Source organism: Streptomyces sp. NPDC005799, from assembly GCF_040630525.1.
Classification (GTDB): domain Bacteria; phylum Actinomycetota; class Actinomycetes; order Streptomycetales; family Streptomycetaceae; genus Streptomyces; species Streptomyces griseorubiginosus_B.
In genome coordinates this window covers 1-16,253 of record NZ_JBEXXQ010000001.1, presented here as the reverse complement: position 1 = coordinate 16,253, position 16,253 = coordinate 1, and the positions used below count along the sequence as shown (strand labels likewise).

General features: G+C 69.0%; 14 protein-coding genes and 1 tRNA gene. 11 read left to right on the top strand and 4 right to left on the bottom strand.

What is annotated here, in order from left to right; all coding sequences use genetic code 11:
* Window positions 1–63: 63 nt before the first annotated feature.
* The 4 genes from desA to ABZ453_RS00060 are packed head-to-tail and all read left to right on the top strand — an operon-like array spanning window position 64 to window position 5,072.
* Complete coding sequence (desA, locus tag ABZ453_RS00075) at window positions 64–1,506, top strand: lysine decarboxylase DesA (RefSeq protein ID WP_359010560.1); 1,443 nt, start codon at window positions 64–66, stop codon at window positions 1,504–1,506.
* Window positions 1,490–2,767, top strand: a complete 1,278-nt coding sequence (locus ABZ453_RS00070; protein ID WP_359009932.1) for a lysine N(6)-hydroxylase/L-ornithine N(5)-oxygenase family protein — start codon at window positions 1,490–1,492, stop codon at window positions 2,765–2,767. Before desA ends, ABZ453_RS00070 begins: the two co-directional genes overlap by 17 nt.
* Window positions 2,764–3,306, top strand: coding sequence for a GNAT family N-acetyltransferase (locus tag ABZ453_RS00065; RefSeq protein WP_359009930.1), 543 nt, complete (start codon window positions 2,764–2,766; stop codon window positions 3,304–3,306). The genes ABZ453_RS00070 and ABZ453_RS00065 overlap by 4 nt, the downstream gene beginning before the upstream one ends.
* Window positions 3,303–5,072, top strand: coding sequence for an IucA/IucC family siderophore biosynthesis protein (locus tag ABZ453_RS00060; RefSeq protein ID WP_359009928.1), 1,770 nt, complete (start codon window positions 3,303–3,305; stop codon window positions 5,070–5,072). Before ABZ453_RS00065 ends, ABZ453_RS00060 begins: the two co-directional genes overlap by 4 nt.
* 73 nt (window positions 5,073–5,145) lie before the next feature.
* Here the strand turns inward: ABZ453_RS00060 and ABZ453_RS00055 are convergent, their stop codons facing one another.
* Entirely contained in the window at window positions 5,146–6,717 is a 1,572-nt protein-coding gene (locus ABZ453_RS00055; protein ID WP_359009926.1) for a beta-N-acetylhexosaminidase, read from the bottom strand.
* Window positions 6,718–6,819: 102 nt separating this feature from the next.
* Between ABZ453_RS00055 and ABZ453_RS00050 the strand changes: the two genes are divergently transcribed.
* On the top strand, window positions 6,820–7,701 hold the full coding sequence (locus tag ABZ453_RS00050; protein ID WP_359009924.1) for a DUF4429 domain-containing protein: 882 nt from the start codon (window positions 6,820–6,822) through the stop codon (window positions 7,699–7,701).
* A 68-nt stretch (window positions 7,702–7,769) separates the two neighbouring features.
* On the opposite strand, the gene ABZ453_RS00045 is transcribed toward ABZ453_RS00050, so the two are convergent.
* A complete protein-coding gene (locus tag ABZ453_RS00045) occupies window positions 7,770–9,332 on the bottom strand; it encodes a metallophosphoesterase family protein (protein WP_359009922.1) in 1,563 nt (520 codons plus the stop codon).
* A gap of 175 nt (window positions 9,333–9,507) precedes the next feature.
* On the opposite strand from ABZ453_RS00045, the gene ABZ453_RS00040 reads away from it, so the two are divergent.
* On the top strand, window positions 9,508–9,765 hold the full coding sequence (locus ABZ453_RS00040; protein WP_133040768.1) for a hypothetical protein: 258 nt from the start codon (window positions 9,508–9,510) through the stop codon (window positions 9,763–9,765).
* Between the two features lie 13 nt (window positions 9,766–9,778).
* A complete protein-coding gene (glmS, locus tag ABZ453_RS00035) occupies window positions 9,779–11,596 on the top strand; it encodes a glutamine--fructose-6-phosphate transaminase (isomerizing) (RefSeq protein WP_359009919.1) in 1,818 nt (605 codons plus the stop codon).
* Between the two features lie 153 nt (window positions 11,597–11,749).
* Here the strand turns inward: glmS and ABZ453_RS00030 are convergent, their stop codons facing one another.
* Together ABZ453_RS00030 and ABZ453_RS00025 are read right to left on the bottom strand one after the other, a co-directional pair.
* Entirely contained in the window at window positions 11,750–12,316 is a 567-nt protein-coding gene (locus ABZ453_RS00030; RefSeq protein WP_133040766.1) for a GPR1/FUN34/YaaH family transporter, read from the bottom strand.
* Window positions 12,317–12,466: 150 nt separating this feature from the next.
* A complete protein-coding gene (locus ABZ453_RS00025; RefSeq protein ID WP_359009917.1) occupies window positions 12,467–12,994 on the bottom strand; it encodes a universal stress protein in 528 nt (175 codons plus the stop codon).
* A 309-nt stretch (window positions 12,995–13,303) separates the two neighbouring features.
* Between ABZ453_RS00025 and ABZ453_RS00020 the strand changes: the two genes are divergently transcribed.
* From ABZ453_RS00020 to ABZ453_RS00005, 4 genes are all read left to right on the top strand, one after another.
* Window positions 13,304–13,636, top strand: coding sequence for a hypothetical protein (locus ABZ453_RS00020; RefSeq protein WP_359009915.1), 333 nt, complete (start codon window positions 13,304–13,306; stop codon window positions 13,634–13,636).
* Window positions 13,637–14,014: 378 nt separating this feature from the next.
* Complete coding sequence (locus ABZ453_RS00015) at window positions 14,015–15,256, top strand: helix-turn-helix domain-containing protein (RefSeq protein WP_359009914.1); 1,242 nt, start codon at window positions 14,015–14,017, stop codon at window positions 15,254–15,256.
* 133 nt (window positions 15,257–15,389) lie between these two features.
* Complete coding sequence (gene orn / locus ABZ453_RS00010) at window positions 15,390–15,992, top strand: oligoribonuclease (protein WP_208782675.1); 603 nt, start codon at window positions 15,390–15,392, stop codon at window positions 15,990–15,992.
* Window positions 15,993–16,107: 115 nt separating this feature from the next.
* Window positions 16,108–16,180: transfer RNA gene (locus ABZ453_RS00005), tRNA-His, on the top strand.
* Window positions 16,181–16,253: the final 73 nt, after the last annotated feature.

Sequence of the window (16,253 nt, the reverse complement as noted above, 5' to 3'; positions counted from 1 at the left end):
CTTGAAGCCGTGACTTCGCCCCTCACCCACCCGCTCGGACTGTCCCCACCGGAGGACCCCCACATGCGCTCGCACCTGCTCAATGACCTGACCGCGGAGCACTACCGCCGCTCCGTGACCGAAGGAGTCGAGCGGGTGGCGGCCAAACTCGCCACCACCGACCGTCCGTTCACCGGTGTCACCGTCGACGCCCTCGCCCCCCGGATCGACGCCATCGACCTGGACCGGCCGCTGGGTGACGCCGGCCTGGTCCTGGACGAACTGGAGGACGTCTACCTCCGCGACGCGGTCTACTTCCACCACCCCCGCTACCTCGCCCACCTCAACTGCCCGGTCGTGATCCCGGCCGTGCTCGGCGAGGCCGTCCTGTCGGCCGTCAACTCCTCCCTCGACACCTGGGACCAGTCGGCCGGCGGCACCCTCATCGAACGCAAGCTCATCGACTGGACGGCCGAACGCATCGGCCTCGGCTCGGCCGGAGACGGCGTGTTCACCTCCGGCGGCACCCAGTCCAACCTGCAGGCGCTGCTGCTGGCGAGGGAGGAGGCCAAGAGCGACTCCCTCGCCAGACTGCGTGTCTTCGCCTCCGAGGTCAGCCACTTCAGCGTGAAGAAGTCGGCGAAACTGCTCGGCCTCGGTCAGGAGTCGGTGGTCTCGGTCCCCGTCGACCACGACCAGCGCATGCAGACCGTCGCCCTCGCCCACGAGCTGGAGCGCTGCCGCCGCGACGGCCTCGTCCCCATGGCCGTCGTCGCCACCGCCGGCACCACCGACTTCGGCTCCATCGACCCGCTGCCCGAGATCGCCGAGCTGTGCGCCCAGTACGGCACCTGGCTCCACGTCGACGCGGCCTACGGCTGCGGGCTGCTCGCCTCCCTGAAGTACCGCGACCGCCTCGCGGGCATCGAGCGCGCCGACTCGGTCACCGTCGACTACCACAAGTCCTTCTTCCAGCCGGTGAGTTCCTCCGCCGTGCTGGTCCGGGACGGCTCGACCCTGCGCCACGCCACCTACCACGCGGAGTACCTCAACCCCCGCCGGATGGTGCAGGAACGCATCCCCAACCAGGTCGACAAGTCCCTGCAGACCACCCGCCGCTTCGACGCCCTCAAGCTGTGGATGACGCTGAGGGTCATGGGCGCCGACGGCATCGGCGAACTCTTCGACGAGGTGTGCGACCTGGCGGAGGAGGGCTGGCGGCACCTCGCGGCCGACCCCCGCTTCGACGTGGTCGTCCGCCCGAGCCTGTCCACGCTGGTCTTCCGCTACATCCCCGCCGCCGTCACCGACCCCGCCGAGATCGACCGGGCCAACCTCCACGCCCGCAAGGCCCTGTTCGCCTCCGGGGACGCGGTGGTCGCGGGCACCAAGGTGGGCGGCCGCCACTACCTGAAGTTCACCCTGCTCAACCCCGAGACACAGGCGTCCGACATCGCCGCCGTCCTCGACCTGATCGCCGGCCACGCCGAGCAGTACCTGGGAGAGTCCCTTGACCGCGCTTCCTGAACCCGCCCCGCGCACCCACGACTTCGTGGGCATCGGGCTCGGCCCCTTCAACCTGGGCCTGGCCTGTCTGACCGAGCCCATCGCCGAACTCGACGGCGTCTTCCTGGAGTCGAAGCCCGACTTCGAGTGGCACGCGGGCATGTTCCTGGACGGCGCCCACCTGCAGACCCCGTTCATGTCGGACCTGGTCACCCTCGCCGACCCGACCTCCCCGTACTCCTTCCTCAACTACCTCAAGGAGAAGGGACGGCTGTACTCGTTCTACATCCGCGAGAACTTCTACCCGCTGCGGGTCGAGTACGACGACTACTGCCGCTGGGCGGCGAGCAAGCTGAGCAGCGTCCGCTTCGACACGACGGTGAGCGAGGTGACGTACGAGGACGGCCACTACCTCGTGCGCACGGAGAGCGGCGACACGTTCCGGGCCCGTCATCTGGTCCTGGGTACGGGTACGGTCCCCTTCGTCCCGCAGGTGTGCAGAGGGCTGGCCGGTGATCTCTTCCACAACGCCCAGTACATGCACCGCAAGGCCGAGCTGCTGGACAAGCGGTCCATCACGATCGTGGGCAGCGGCCAGAGCGCCGCGGAGATCTACTACGAGCTGCTGGCCGAGATCGACGTTCACGGCTACCAGCTCAACTGGGTGACGCGCTCCCCGCGCTTCTTTCCTCTCGAATACACCAAGCTGACGCTGGAGATGACGTCCCCGGACTACATCGACTACTTCCGCGCCCTGCCCGAGGAAACCCGCTACCGGCTGGAGAAGCAGCAGAAGGGCCTCTTCAAGGGCATCAACTCGGACCTGATCGACTCGATCTTCGACCTGCTCTACCAGAAGAACATCCAAGGGCCCGTTCCCACGCGGCTGCTGACGAACTCCTCACTCACCAGCGCCGGTTACGACAACGGCGTCTACAGCCTGGGCTTCCATCAGGACGAGCAGGACAAGGACTTCGAGATCCGGACCGAGGGTCTGGTCCTGGCCACCGGCTATCACTACCAGCCGCCGGCCTTCCTCGAGCCGGTCCGCGACCGAATCCGCTTCGACGGGCACGGCCGGTTCGACGTCGCCCGCAACTACGCCATCGACGTCACGGGCCGCGGCGTCTTCCTGCAGAACGCCGGCGTCCACACCCACAGCGTCACCAGCCCCGACCTGGGCATGGGCGCCTACCGCAACAGCTACATCATCCGTGAGCTGCTCGGCACCGAGTACTACCCGGTGGAGAAGACGATCGCGTTCCAGGAGTTCGCCGTATGAACGCCGAAACAGCCGCCTTCACCTTCCGTCCCCTCGACCCCCTGAAGGACGCCGAACTCCTCCACTCCTGGGTCACCCACCCCAAGGCGGCCTTCTGGATGATGCAGGAGGCGACCCTGGTCGACGTCGAGCGCGCCTACATGGACATCGCGGCCGACGAGCACCACCACGCGCTGCTCGGCCTGGACCGGGACGGCGAACCGGTCTTCCTGATGGAGAAGTACGACCCCGCCCACCGTGAACTCGTCGGACTGTACGAGCCGTTGCCGGGGGACATCGGTATGCACTTCCTCACCCCGCCGACCGACACGCCCGTGCACGGCTTCACCCGTGCCGTCATCACCGCCGTCATGGCGCACCTCTTCGAGGATCCGGCGGTGGACCGTGTCGTCGTCGAGCCCGACGTCTCCAACACCGCCGTCCACGCGCTCAACGCGGCCGTCGGGTTCGTGCCCGAGCGGGAGATACGGAAGCCGGAGAAGAAGGCACTGCTGAGCTTCTGCACCCGGGAGCGGTTCGAGAAGGCGGTGCTCGTATGACCCTCGCCGACGCCGTCGCCCATCTCTCCCCCGAGCGCTGGGAGAAGGCCAACCGGCTCCTGCTGCGCAAGGCGCTCGCCGAGTTCGCGCACGAGCGGCTGATCACACCGGAGCGGGACGGGGACGCGTACGTCGTCCGCAGCGACGACGGCCTCACCCGCTACCGCTTCACCGCCACCCGCCGCGCCCTCGACCACTGGCAGGTCGACGCCGGCTCCATCACCCGGCACCGCGAGGGCAGTGAACTCCCGCTCGCCGCACTGGACTTCTTCATCGAGCTGAAGGACTCCCTCGGCCTGAGGGACGAGATCCTGCCGGTCTACCTCGAGGAGATCTCCTCCACCCTCTCCGGCACCTGCTACAAACTCAGCAAACCGCAGATCCCGGTCGCCGAGCTGGCCCGGTCCGGCTTCCAGGCGATCGAGACCGGGATGACCGAGGGCCACCCCTGCTTCGTCGCCAACAACGGCCGGCTCGGCTTCGGCGTCCACGAGTACCTGTCGTACGCGCCCGAGACCGCGAGCCCGGTCCGGCTCGTCTGGCTGGCGGCCCACCGGTCGCGTGCCGCGTTCACGGCGGGCGTCGGCATCGAGTACGAGTCCTTCGTACGGGAGGAACTGGGCGCGGCGACCGTAGAGCGCTTCGAGGGCATCCTGCGCGACCAGGGTCTCGACCCGGCGGACTACCTGCTCATCCCCGTGCACCCCTGGCAGTGGTGGAACAAGCTCACCGTCACCTTCGCCGCCGAGGTCGCCCGCCGCCACCTGGTGTGTCTCGGCGAGGGCGAGGACGAGTACCTGGCCCAGCAGTCCATCCGGACCTTCTTCAACACCTCCCACCCCGAGAAGCACTATGTGAAGACCGCTCTGTCGGTCCTCAACATGGGCTTCATGCGCGGTCTTTCGGCCGCGTACATGGAGGCGACCCCGGCCATCAACGACTGGCTGGCCCAGCTGATCGAGGGCGACCCGGTGCTCAAGTCGACCGGACTGGGCGTCATCCGCGAGCGGGCCGCCGTCGGCTACCGGCATCTGGAGTACGAGAAGGCGACCGACCGCTACTCGCCGTACCGCAAGATGCTCGCGGCGCTGTGGCGGGAGAGCCCGGTGGCCTCCCTCCGGGACGGCGAGTCGCTCGCGACGATGGCCTCCCTCGTCCACGTCGACCACGAGGGCGCCTGTTTCGCGGGCGCCCTGATCGAGCGGTCGGGCCTCCCGCCGACGGAGTGGCTGCGGCGCTATCTGCGGGCGTACTACACCCCGTTGCTGCACAGCTTCTACGCCTACGACCTGGTGTACATGCCGCACGGCGAGAACGTGATCCTCGTCCTGAAGGACGGTGTCGTGCAGCGGGCGGTCTACAAGGACATAGCCGAGGAGATCGCCGTGATGGACCCGGACGCGGTGCTGCCGCCGACGGTCGAGCGGCTGCGGGTCGACGTCCCCGAGGACAAGAAACTCCTGTCCGTCTTCACGGACGTCTTCGACTGCTTCTTCCGCTTCCTCGCGGCCGACCTGGCCACCGCGGGGATCCTGGAGGAGGACGACTTCTGGCGGACGGTCGCGGAGGTCACCCGCGAGTACCAGGAGTCGGTGCCGGAACTCGCCGAGAAGTTCGAGCGGTACGACCTGTTCGCCCCCGAGTTCGCCCTGTCCTGCCTCAACCGGCTCCAGCTGCGCGACAACCGGCAGATGGTGGACCTGGCCGACCCCTCCGGCGCGCTTCAGCTCGTCGGCAACCTGAAGAACCCGATCGCCGGGTTCTGACCGGGAACGGACGGGCACCCCGGAGTACGGTCCTCCGGGGTGCCCGTTCAGCCCATGACCCTTGTGCGGGGCCCTACTTCGCCGGCCAGGGGACCTGCGGCGAGCGGTAGTAGTCGATGCCGAGCGCCTCCCACCGGGGGCCCTGCGCCGCGAGCCGCACCTTGTAGGCGTCCCAGTCGTGCGTGGCGGCCGGTGACCAGCCGAGCTCGGCGGCGCCCGCAAGCCTCGGGAAAGCCATGTAGTCGATGTCGGCGTCCGTCACGATGGTCTCGGTCCACAGCGGCGCCTCGACACCCCTGATCGCCGAAGCCGGTGCCCCGGGGAGGTAGCTGCCCGGGTCCCAGTCGTACGCCCGCTTCACGTCCACCAGTCCGGCCCAGTCCTGTCCGAGCGGGGTGTCCTCGGTGTACTTCATGTCGAGGTAGATCCGGTCGGCGGGCGAGAGGATCAGCCCGGTGCCGTTCTGGGCCGCCTTCGCGACCTGTGCCTTCTCCGCCGCGTCGGTGTCGTCCAGGCCCCAGTACTGGGCGATGGCCCCCTTGGCCGGGTGCGCGCCGGTCAGCTGGTGCCAGCCGATCACCGTCTTGCCGTACTTGGCGACGATCGGCTGCACCCGGTCCATGAACTTCACGTAGTCCGCGTGGCTGGTGGACTGTGCCTCGTCGCCGCCGATGTGCAGATAGCGGCCCGGGGTGATCGCCGCCAGCTCGCGGATCACGTCGTCCACGAAGTCGTATGTGATCTCCTTGCCGACGCAGAGCGAGCTGAAGCCGACGTCGGTGCCGGTGTAGAGCGGGGGTGCCACTCCGTCGCAGTTCAGGTCGGCGTAGGAGGCGAGGGCCGCGTTGGTGTGGCCGGGCATGTCGATCTCGGGGACGACCTCCAGATAGCGGGAGGCCGCGTAGCGGACGATCTCCTGGTAGTCGGCCTTGGTGTAGTAGCCGCCCTTGCCGCCGCCGACCTCGGTCGAGCCGCCGTAGGTGGTCAGGCGCGGCCAGGAGTTGACGGCGATGCGCCAGCCCTGGTCGTCGCTGAGGTGCAGGTGCAGTTCGTTGATCTTGTAGAGGGCGAGCTGGTCGATGTAGCGCTTGACCTGCTCCACCGTGAAGAAGTGACGGGAGACGTCGAGCATCGCGCCCCGGTAGGCGTAGCGCGGGGTGTCCACAATCGTGCCGCCCGCGACCAGCCAGGGCCCCGGCTGCACCGAGTCCTTCTCCACCGCGGCCGGGAGCAGTTGGCGCAGGGTCTGCACGCCGTGGAAGAGGCCCGCGGGCCGGGCCGCGGTGATGGTGACGCCGCCGCGCCCGCTGACGAGCCGGTAGCCCTCGGTGCCGAACGGGCCGGACTCCAGCCGGAGTTGGATGCCCGAGCGGTGTCCGTGGGACGTCACCGGCAGCGCGTAGCCGGTGGACGGGCGCAGGATGTCCGCGAGATAGGTGCCGATACGGCGGCCCGCGCCGGAGTCGGGGACGCGGATCGCGGTGTCCCGGGTGACGCGGTACGCCGATCCGCCCGGGGTGACCGACGCGGGCGCCGGAACCACCCGGCCGAGCGGGCTCGCCTTCGCCGGGGGTGCGGGCGCGGCGCCGGCGGTGAAGGCGCCCGCGGCCGCCACGAGCAGCAGGGATCCGAGAACTCGGGCCATGCGCGGTGCCCTTCTGTGGTGCCGTCTCACGTGAGCTCCCTTCGACAGGGGCCAGGATTGGTAGAGACCACTCTCCCGCAGAAGCGGTGAAACAATCACCCCATGGCGGAAATCATCCAGAAGGACGGCACCTGGGCCTTCGACGGCGACGCCCTGCGGCTGACCCCCGGACGGGACCGCAACGTCAGTCTGCTGCGCCGTACGCTGGGTGAACTCGTCGTCCCGCTCGGCGCGTTGGCCGGGATCTCGTTCGAGCAGGGCAAGAAGTCGGGGCGGCTGAGACTCCGGCTGCGCGACGGCGCCGACCCGCTCCTGCACGCCTCCGGCGGACGCCTCACCGAGCCCAACGACCCCTACCAACTCCTCGTCGAGTCCGACCGCTATGGCGTCGCCGAGTACTTCACGGACGAGGTCAGGAGCGCCCTGCTGCTGGACGAGGTCCCCTCCGACCCGGTGAACGAGTATCTGCTGCCGGGTCCGTCCGTGCCGCTGTCGGTCTCCGCCGGGGACGGCACGGCGAGCTTCGACGGCGAGCGGGTACGGCTGGAGTGGAACTGGAAGACGGAGGACGCCAAGGCCGCCGCCGGCAACCGCGTCCTGGCCCTCGCGGACGTCCTCGCCGTGGAGTGGCAGCCCGCGGTGGGCCTGGAGAACGGGCATCTGCGGTTCACCGTACGCGGCGGACAGACCAAGGCGCCGGCCAAGTACGACCCCAACTCGGTGGAGCTGTGGGGCTTCAAGAAGGACCCGCTGATGGCGCTGGTCGCCGCGGCCGTACAGGCCCGGCTGCCGCATCCGTCGGCGGCGGCCGTGGCGGACGCACCGCCCGCGGAGCCCAAGCGGCTCGGGCCCGCCGAGGAGCGCGAGCACGACCACGACGCGCTGCTGCGGCGGCTGCGGGAACTCGGCGAGCTGCACCGCACCGGGGTGCTCACCGACGAGGAGTTCCAGCTGGCCAAACAGGCGATCCTCAAGCGCATGTAGCGCGACGAGGACCGCCTGCCGGGTGTGCGCCCCGCCTTCCGGGCACACGGACTGCCATGCGTCGGGAGCTACTTGGCCCGGCGCGCCACCGTGAAGTGGTCGATGCGGTCACCGGTCTCGGCGATGCCCGACACCTTCAGCTTCGCGTAACGCCCCTTCTGCGCGGGCTCGACGTCCACGCGCAGGAAGGAGTAGTTGAGGTAGCGCACCCGGGACCAGGCGACGGTCTCGTTGACCTTGCCGTCCTTGGTGTTGATGAAGGAGGCGACCGAGTCGACCTCGTTCAGGTGGCCCTCGTAGGAGTCCGGCGCGGTGAACGCGTACAGGCTGCGGCCCGCGGCGCCCGCCGTCACGTAGACGACACCCTCGGTCTCGGGGTACGCGGTCTCGCCGATCGGGAGCTTCTTGGTGACCTTGTTGCCCTTGATCACGTCGGTGCGCTCGTACTGGTGGTTGTGGCCGTTGATGACCAGGTCCACCGTGTACTTCTCGAACAGCGGCACCCACTCCTGTCGCACGCCCCCCTCGGAGGCGTGCGCGGTGGAGGTGCAGTAGGCGCAGTGGTGGAAGAACACGACGATGAAGTCGATGTCCTTCGACGCCCGGAACTTCTTCAGCTGCCCCTCGAACCACGTGGTCTGGGTGCCGCCGGAGATGCCGAGGTTGGCCGGGATCTCGAAGGAGACGTCGTTCGGGTCCAGCGAGATGACCGCGGTGTTGCCGTAGACGAAGGAGTAGACACCCGGCAGGTTCTTCTTGTCCGGCCCGTTGTCCGGGAGCGAGAAGCGGGCCTCCTCGCCGCCGTAACCGTTGGGCGAGTACCAGGCCTCCATGTCGTGGTTGCCGTAACTCACCATCCACGGCACGGACTTGGCGACCGACTCGGTCTGCGCGAGGAACTGGTCCCAGACGCGGGAGTCGAAGCCGGTGTCGGCGGTCTTGCCCTGCCCGGCCGGGTCGGCGTAGGCGATGTCTCCGGCGTGCAGGTGGAAGGACGGGTTCTGGCCGAGGATCAGGCTGTCGTTGGCCAGGCCGTGGTAGCTGACGCCCTGGTCGCCGAAGGCCGTGAAGGTGAACGGCTTGCTGCGGTCGGGGGCGGTGGTGAAGGTGCCCAGGGTGCCGAGCAGGTGCGGCTCGGCCGGGTCGAAGCCCTGGTGGCCGACGCCGTAGTAGTAGGTCCGGCCCGGGCGCAGGTGGGTCAGCTTGGCGTGCACGTAGTACTGCGTGTGGTCAGCGCTCGCGCCGACGCCGGCCGGGGTGTAGAGGGTGCGGATCTCGGCTTCGATCTTGCGGGAGAGGTCCCACGGGTGGGCGCCGATGCGGATGAAGGGCTTCTTCACCGCGACCGGGACCTGCCAGGAGACGGTGATCTCGGTGCTCGCGTCGTTGCCGAACGCGAGGTGCCGGCCGAACGGGGCCACGAGCGAGCCGTCGACGTATTCGGTCGAGGTGTGGCTCTGCGTCGGCGTGGCTGCCTGGGCGACCGCACCCGGCACGAACGCGCCACCGGCGACGGCGCCGATCGTGACGGCCCCGCCTCTCATCAGGTTGCGCCGCGAGAATCTCGCGCGCAGGTACTCGTGCTGCTCGGCCATGCTCATGCGCTCGGCCAGCTGCTCCGGTACTCCCATACGAGGTATGTCCATGACGACTGAAACTCGTCCACATGAGCAACGGCCCACAAGACCCAGGATGGACAGATCGCAAACAGAGGTTCATAAGAACACCAAAGAGCGTCAGGAGCAGCTTGCCCGGTATCGGGCAGGATTCTTGCGAAACCCTCTCCGGTACCTCAGGATCTACCGGGTGCACGACGAACTTGTCGATCATCTGACGCGGTCCACGCCCCTGAGCCGGGGCGAGGCGCTGCGGGTGATCCAGGACGTGCTCGCCTACTTCGACGAGACGACCACCGAGTACGTCCGTCGCCGCCACCGCGAGCTGCAGGCCCAGGGCCTGGTGAACGCGGAGATCTTCGAACGGATCGAGGCGGACCTGAAATACCGGGCGGTCGCGCCGCCGGAGCTTACGCTCAGGCAGTTGCGCCGCATCGTCTACGGCTGAGGGACTCATCTGTATGTGCGGAATCGTCGGATACATCGGGAAGCGTGATGTGGCTCCCCTCCTGCTGGAGGGCCTGCAGCGCCTCGAATACCGCGGCTACGACTCGGCGGGTATCGTGGTGACCTCCCCGAAGGCCGCCGGTCTGAGGATGGTCAAGGCCAAGGGCCGCGTGCGCGACCTGGAGGCGAAGGTCCCGGCCCGCTTCAAGGGCACCACCGGCATCGCCCACACCCGCTGGGCCACCCACGGCGCCCCCTCCGACGTCAACGCCCACCCGCACCTGGACGCGGAGAACAAGGTCGCCGTCGTCCACAACGGCATCATCGACAACGCCTCCGACCTGCGCCGCAAGCTGGAGGCGGACGGCGTGCAGTTCCTCTCCGAGACCGACACCGAGGTCCTCACCCACCTCATCGCCCGCTCCCAGGCCGAGACCCTGGAGGAGAAGGTCCGCGAGACCCTCCGGGTCATCGAGGGCACGTACGGCATCGCCGTGCTGCACGCCGACTTCCCCGACCGCATCGTGGTGGCGCGAAACGGCTCCCCGGTCGTCCTCGGCGTCGGCGAGAAGGAGATGTTCGTCGCCTCCGACATCGCCGCCCTCGTCACCCACACGCGGCAGATAGTGACCCTCGACGACGGCGAGATGGCCACCCTCAAGGCCGACGACTTCCGCACCTACACCACCGAGGGCACCCGTACGACGTCCGAGCCGACCACCGTGGAGTGGGAGGCGGCCTCCTACGACATGGGCGGCCACGACACGTACATGCACAAGGAGATCCACGAGCAGGCCGAGGCGGTCGACCGCGTCCTGCGCGGCCGGATCGACGACCGCTTCTCCACCGTGCACCTCGGCGGCCTCAACCTGGACGCCCGCGAGGCCCGGCAGATCCGCCGGGTGAAGATCCTCGGCTGCGGCACCAGCTACCACGCGGGCATGATCGGCGCCCAGATGATCGAGGAGCTGGCCCGCATCCCCGCCGACGCCGAGCCGGCCTCCGAGTTCCGCTACCGCAACGCCGTGGTGGACCCCGACACCCTGTACGTGGCCGTCTCCCAGTCCGGCGAGACCTACGACGTCCTCGCCGCCGTCCAGGAGCTCAAGCGCAAGGGCGCCCGGGTCTTCGGCATCGTGAACGTGGTCGGCTCGGCGATCGCCCGCGAGGCGGACGCGGGCATCTACGTCCACGCGGGCCCGGAGGTCTGCGTCGTCTCCACCAAGTGCTTCACGAACACCACGGTCGCCTTCGCCCTCCTCGCCCTCCACCTGGGCCGTACCCGTGACCTCTCGGTGCGCGACGGCAAGCGCATCATCGAGGGCCTGCGCAAGCTGCCTGCGCAGATCACCGAGGTCCTGAAGCAGGAGGCGGAGATCAAGAAGCTGGCCGAGCAGTACGCCGACGCCCGCTCGATGCTCTTCATCGGCCGCGTCCGCGGCTACCCGGTGGCCCGCGAGGCCTCCCTGAAGCTCAAGGAGGTCTCCTACATCCACGCGGAGGCCTACCCCGCCTCCGAGCTCAAGCACGGCCCCCTGGCCCTCATCGAACCGGCCCTCCCCACGGTCGCGATCGTCCCCGACGACGACCTCCTGGAGAAGAACCGCGCCGCGATGGAGGAGATCAAGGCCCGCAGCGGCAGGATCCTGGCGGTGGCCCACCAGCGCCAGGAGAAGGCCGACGAGACGATCGTCGTCCCGAAGAACGAGGACGAACTGGACCCCATCCTGATGGGCATCCCCCTCCAACTCCTGGCCTACCACACGGCCTTGGCCCTGGGCCGCGACATCGACAAGCCAAGGAACCTCGCAAAGTCAGTGACGGTTGAGTAGAGGCTTTTGTCTTTGGGGGCGCGGGGCACTGCGCGACAAGCCCCCACCGCCCCGCAGAGGCCACACAACAGAACGGACCCCCACGTGATGCCACCAGTCACGGGGGGTCCGTCCATATCGCCGGGGAAGTCGCCCACCCCCCGGCCGGCGCAGCTAACCGGTGGCCGTCACACCCCGGCCCGCAGCGCGTCGCGGAAGCACCGTCGGCCAGTGCGCGAGCGCGGCGGTCGCCGCGTACCAGGCAACGGCCCCCGCCGCCACGGCGAACCAGCCGCCGACCTTCGTGAGTGAACCGCTCGTCGCGAACTGCGCGATGGCGAGCAGCACGAGGGAGACGAAGAACAACCCGTAGGCGCCCTGGTCGAGTTGGTCCCCACCGGCGAGGGTCAGGGTCAGGGTGACGAGGGCGAACAGCAGCAGGAACAGCCCTGCCGCGTGGGCGGACATCGCGTTACCGGCCGTGACGGCCCAGGTGAACCACAGGGCGCCGAGCGCCGAGTAGGCCGTACCTGTCACCGCGTCACGGTCGCGGAAGGCGAACAGACCGGCGACGAACAGCGCGACGCCGCCTACATAGTGGGCCAGTGACACCGCGTCAGCGGCCGAGACCCCGTTGATCACGTCGGTGTGTCCGAGGCCGAACGCCAACAGGGTGATTCCCAGGGCGAGTCGGCCGACCACGGTGGTGGTCGCGCTCCCGGCGGAGACATCTTTGTCCACGGCGGGCTCCCTTCGTGCATGTGCAGTTGTGCGGTGATCCGTATATGCCCTTCACAAGGGCACAAACACCTCTACGCACGAGTAGTTTCTGGCTGCACACAGGGAGTTGACGGTGAGTCGGGAGTGCGGGCCGGGAGACCGGACCGGCACTCAGGGAATGACGATGACGGGCCGCTTCGCCCGCTTGGCGAGCCGCCCCGCGACGGAGCCGAAGATGCGCCCCACGATGCCGTGCGTCGATCCGACGACGATCGCGTCGGCCTCGTACTCCCGCCCGACCTCTTCGAGTTCATGGCAGATGTCACCGCCGCGCTCGACCAGGATCCAGGGCACCTCGGCCAGATAGTCGGCGCAGGCGAGTTCGAGTCCCAGCACCTCGGTGCGGTGGTCCGGCACGTCCACGAAGACCGGCGGCTCACAGCCCGCCCACACCGTGGTCGGCAGCCGGTTGGCTACATGGACGATGATCAGGCCCGAGCCGGAGCGATGGGCCATGCCGATGGCGTAGGACAGAGCGCGCTCACTGGACGTGGAGCCGTCGAAACCGACGACCACGCCGTGCTTGAAGGCGGGATCGCAGGAATGGCGTGGCTCTTCCGCCGCCAGGGGCTCGGCCGCCGTGGGGTCGGCGACGGGCCGCTTGCGGTCCCTGGGTTCGAAGAATTCGTGACCGGCCATGGCTGTCTCGGCGTTTTGATCCTTTATGGGAGGGACGACAGTGTGCGGCGGAGCTGTGTCCGGGAATCATCTTTCCCGCCCCATACCCCCAAGGGTACGGCGCCACGCCTCCTTAGCCCAGTTCCCGCCCACGGTCCGTGGGGGTTCCAGGGAGCATGCACGAGGGGACGCCCGTAACGCAATGGTTGCTGCGCTGTACAGGCGGTTCGCACAGGATTCACCTACTCGGCGGCCGACCGGGGCAGGCGTACAGTGACCGACCGGTCGAACACGCGTTGAACCCCGTAATCCACGTCCCAGGGAGCACGCATGTCCGCACCGCACCGCACCCCCGACCCTCCCCGCGCGGCCGACCCGCCCCAGGACACCGCGACCGATGTCGTCCGCTGGGCGGTCTTCTCCTGCGTCCTGGTCCCCGTGGTCCTCCTCTGGTACGGCACCTCGCTCGCCGGTGCCGCGGGCACCGCCCTCGGTCTCGCCGCCGTCACCGCCGCGTGCCGGCTGCTGCTGCGCCAGTCGGAGCGGGGCGCGGCACGCCTGCTCACCGACGAGCGGGCGCCCCGTCGCGGCCGTCGGCACCGGATCGGAACGGGGGCGCACAGAGGCGCTCGTCACACTGGTGGAAATACACCGGTCGGCTGACCGGTTTCCGCGCACGCGCCCGGCGCTTTTCAGCCAACTTCACACGACCGCTTGTCGCCACCCGGCACCACCCCCCAACCCCCGTTCGACCTGCACATACAGGGGGTACGGGCCCCCGCGCACCCTATGTGGATTGGCCACTGCGACAAGGCGCACTTCCCTGCACGGCCCACGAGTGCAACGCTTCGTGATCGAATGCTTCACGCCAAGTTGCCATGTCGACAATGTGCCGGTTCCCGAACTGGGTCACCCCGGCACCACGGGACACAGTAGATTCGATCTTGACGTCTTACGGCGGGGGACTCGTGCAGGACCGAGGGGAAACGTGCAGGAGCGACACAACCGAGGAGCCGCGACCACCGAGGGGGGCTTAGCAGTATGAGCCACGACTCCACTGCCGCGCCGGAAGCCGCGGCCCGGAAGCTTTCCGGGCGACGCCGCAAGGAGATCGTCGCGGTGCTGCTGTTCAGCGGCGGCCCCATCTTCGAGAGTTCCATTCCGCTGTCGGTGTTCGGGATTGACCGCCAGGACGCCGGCGTGCCGCGCTACCGCTTGTTGGTGGCGGCCGGCGAGGAAGGCCCGCTGCGGACCACAGGGGGCCTGGAACTCACCGCGCCACATGGCCTGGAGGCGATCTCACGCGCCGGGACGGTCGTCGTGCCGGCCTGGCGTTCGATCACCTCCCCGCCGCCGGAGGAGGCGCTCGACGCACTGCGTCGGGCGCACGAGGAAGGCGCCCGCATCGTCGGGCTGTGCACCGGCGCCTTCGTCCTGGCCGCGGCGGGCCTGCTGGACGGCCGTCCCGCGACGACGCACTGGATGTACGCACCGACGCTGGCCAAGCGCTATCCGTCGGTGCATGTGGATCCGAGGGAACTCTTCGTCGACGACGGAGACGTACTGACGTCCGCCGGTACGGCGGCCGGAATCGACCTCTGCCTCCACATCGTGCGCACCGACCACGGCAACGAGGCGGCCGGCGCCCTGGCCCGCCGTCTCGTCGTCCCGCCGCGCCGGACGGGAGGCCAGGAGCGCTACCTGGACCGCTCTTTACCAGAGGAGATCGGCGCCGACCCGCTCGCCGAGGTCGTCGCCTGGGCGCTGGAGCACCTGCACGAGCAGTTCGACGTCGAGACGCTGGCGGCACGCGCGTACATGAGCCGTCGCACCTTCGACCGCCGCTTCCGCTCGCTGACGGGTTCGGCCCCGCTCCAGTGGCTGATCACGCAACGAGTGCTCCAGGCCCAGCGTCTCCTGGAGACCTCCGACTACTCGGTCGACGAGGTCGCGGGCCGCTGCGGCTTCCGCTCGCCGGTGGCCCTGCGCGGCCACTTCCGCCGTCAGCTGGGCTCGTCGCCGGCGGCCTACCGCGCCGCGTACCGGGCCCGCCGCCCGCAGGGCGACAAGCCTACGGACGTGGAACCGACGCCGGGTCCCGCGGCCCCGGGTCCGAGCCTCCACCCGGAGGGCCCGGTCCCGCTGCAGAGCCGCCGCGCGGCGGCGAGCGCGGTGGGTTCGGGAGCGACCCTCTCGACCGCCGCGACGGCGTCGGTGGACAACGGCCGCGAGATGTACGTCACCGGCCGGGCGAGCGTGCCGGGCCAGCGCAGCGGAGCCTGACTCGAAACGCCGGGCGGATTCCAGCCCGCCCGGCGTTCGGGGGCCCTGCGCCCCACCCCCTGTACCTCTCCCCCGGTACGCCGACCCCGGCACCGGGCATCCCAAAAGCGAGCGCCCGCTTTAGGGTGGTCGCATGAACGATCGCATGGTGTGGATCGACTGCGAGATGACCGGCCTCTCGCTGTCCGACGACGCTCTCATCGAGGTGGCCGCCCTCGTCACCGACTCCGAGCTGAACGTACTCGGCGAGGGAGTCGACATCGTCATCCGGCCGCCGGACCAGGCGCTGGAGACGATGCCGGAGGTGGTGCGTCAGATGCACACCGCGTCCGGGCTGCTCGCCGAGCTCCCCGGCGGCACGACCCTGGCGGACGCGGAGGACCAGGTCCTCACCTATGTCCGCGAACACGTCAAGGAGCCGGGCAAGGCGCCCCTGTGCGGCAACTCGGTCGGCACCGACCGCGGTTTCCTCCTCCGCGACATGCCCACCCTCGAGGACTACCTCCACTACCGCATCGTCGACGTCAGCTCCATCAAGGAACTCGCCCGGCGCTGGTACCCGCGGGCCTACTTCAACAGCCCCGAGAAGAACGGCAACCACCGCGCCCTCGCCGACATCCGCGAGTCGATCGCCGAGCTCCGCTACTACCGCGAGGCGATCTTCGTACCCCAGCCCGGCCCCGACTCGGACACCGCGAGGACGATCGCGGCGAAGCACGTCCTGCCTGCTCAGTAGCGTCCCCGGGGCCCAGGGAGGGCCCCTGCGAAAGCCGTGCGCGAGCACCCCTTCGGACCCTGTACACTTTTTCTCGGCCGGTCGGGGAAACCACAGATCTCAACCGCTGGTCGTGGTGGGTGTAGCTCAGCTGGTAGAGCACCTGGTTGTGGTCCAGGATGTCGCGGGTTCGAGTCCCGTCACTCACCCTGAATGATCAAGGGGTTGACCTGGTAAAACAGGCCAACCCCTTGATTCTTTTATCTTTTTGGCCAAACCACG

Excerpts from the sequence above, each read along its gene's own strand:
- desA (WP_359010560.1), top strand. The coding sequence starts at position 64 with ATGCGCTCGCACCTGCTCAATGACCTGACCGCGGAGCACTACCGCCGC.
- ABZ453_RS00065 (WP_359009930.1), top strand. The coding sequence starts at position 2,764 with ATGAACGCCGAAACAGCCGCCTTCACCTTCCGTCCCCTCGACCCCCTG.
- ABZ453_RS00060 (WP_359009928.1), top strand. The coding sequence starts at position 3,303 with ATGACCCTCGCCGACGCCGTCGCCCATCTCTCCCCCGAGCGCTGGGAG.
- ABZ453_RS00055 (WP_359009926.1), bottom strand. The coding sequence starts at position 6,717 with ATGGCCCGAGTTCTCGGATCCCTGCTGCTCGTGGCGGCCGCGGGCGCC.
- ABZ453_RS00050 (WP_359009924.1), top strand. The coding sequence starts at position 6,820 with ATGGCGGAAATCATCCAGAAGGACGGCACCTGGGCCTTCGACGGCGAC.
- ABZ453_RS00045 (WP_359009922.1), bottom strand. The coding sequence starts at position 9,332 with ATGGGAGTACCGGAGCAGCTGGCCGAGCGCATGAGCATGGCCGAGCAG.
- glmS (WP_359009919.1), top strand. The coding sequence starts at position 9,779 with ATGTGCGGAATCGTCGGATACATCGGGAAGCGTGATGTGGCTCCCCTC.
- ABZ453_RS00025 (WP_359009917.1), bottom strand. The coding sequence starts at position 12,994 with ATGGCCGGTCACGAATTCTTCGAACCCAGGGACCGCAAGCGGCCCGTC.
- ABZ453_RS00020 (WP_359009915.1), top strand. The coding sequence starts at position 13,304 with ATGTCCGCACCGCACCGCACCCCCGACCCTCCCCGCGCGGCCGACCCG.
- ABZ453_RS00015 (WP_359009914.1), top strand. The coding sequence starts at position 14,015 with ATGAGCCACGACTCCACTGCCGCGCCGGAAGCCGCGGCCCGGAAGCTT.
- orn (WP_208782675.1), top strand. The coding sequence starts at position 15,390 with ATGAACGATCGCATGGTGTGGATCGACTGCGAGATGACCGGCCTCTCG.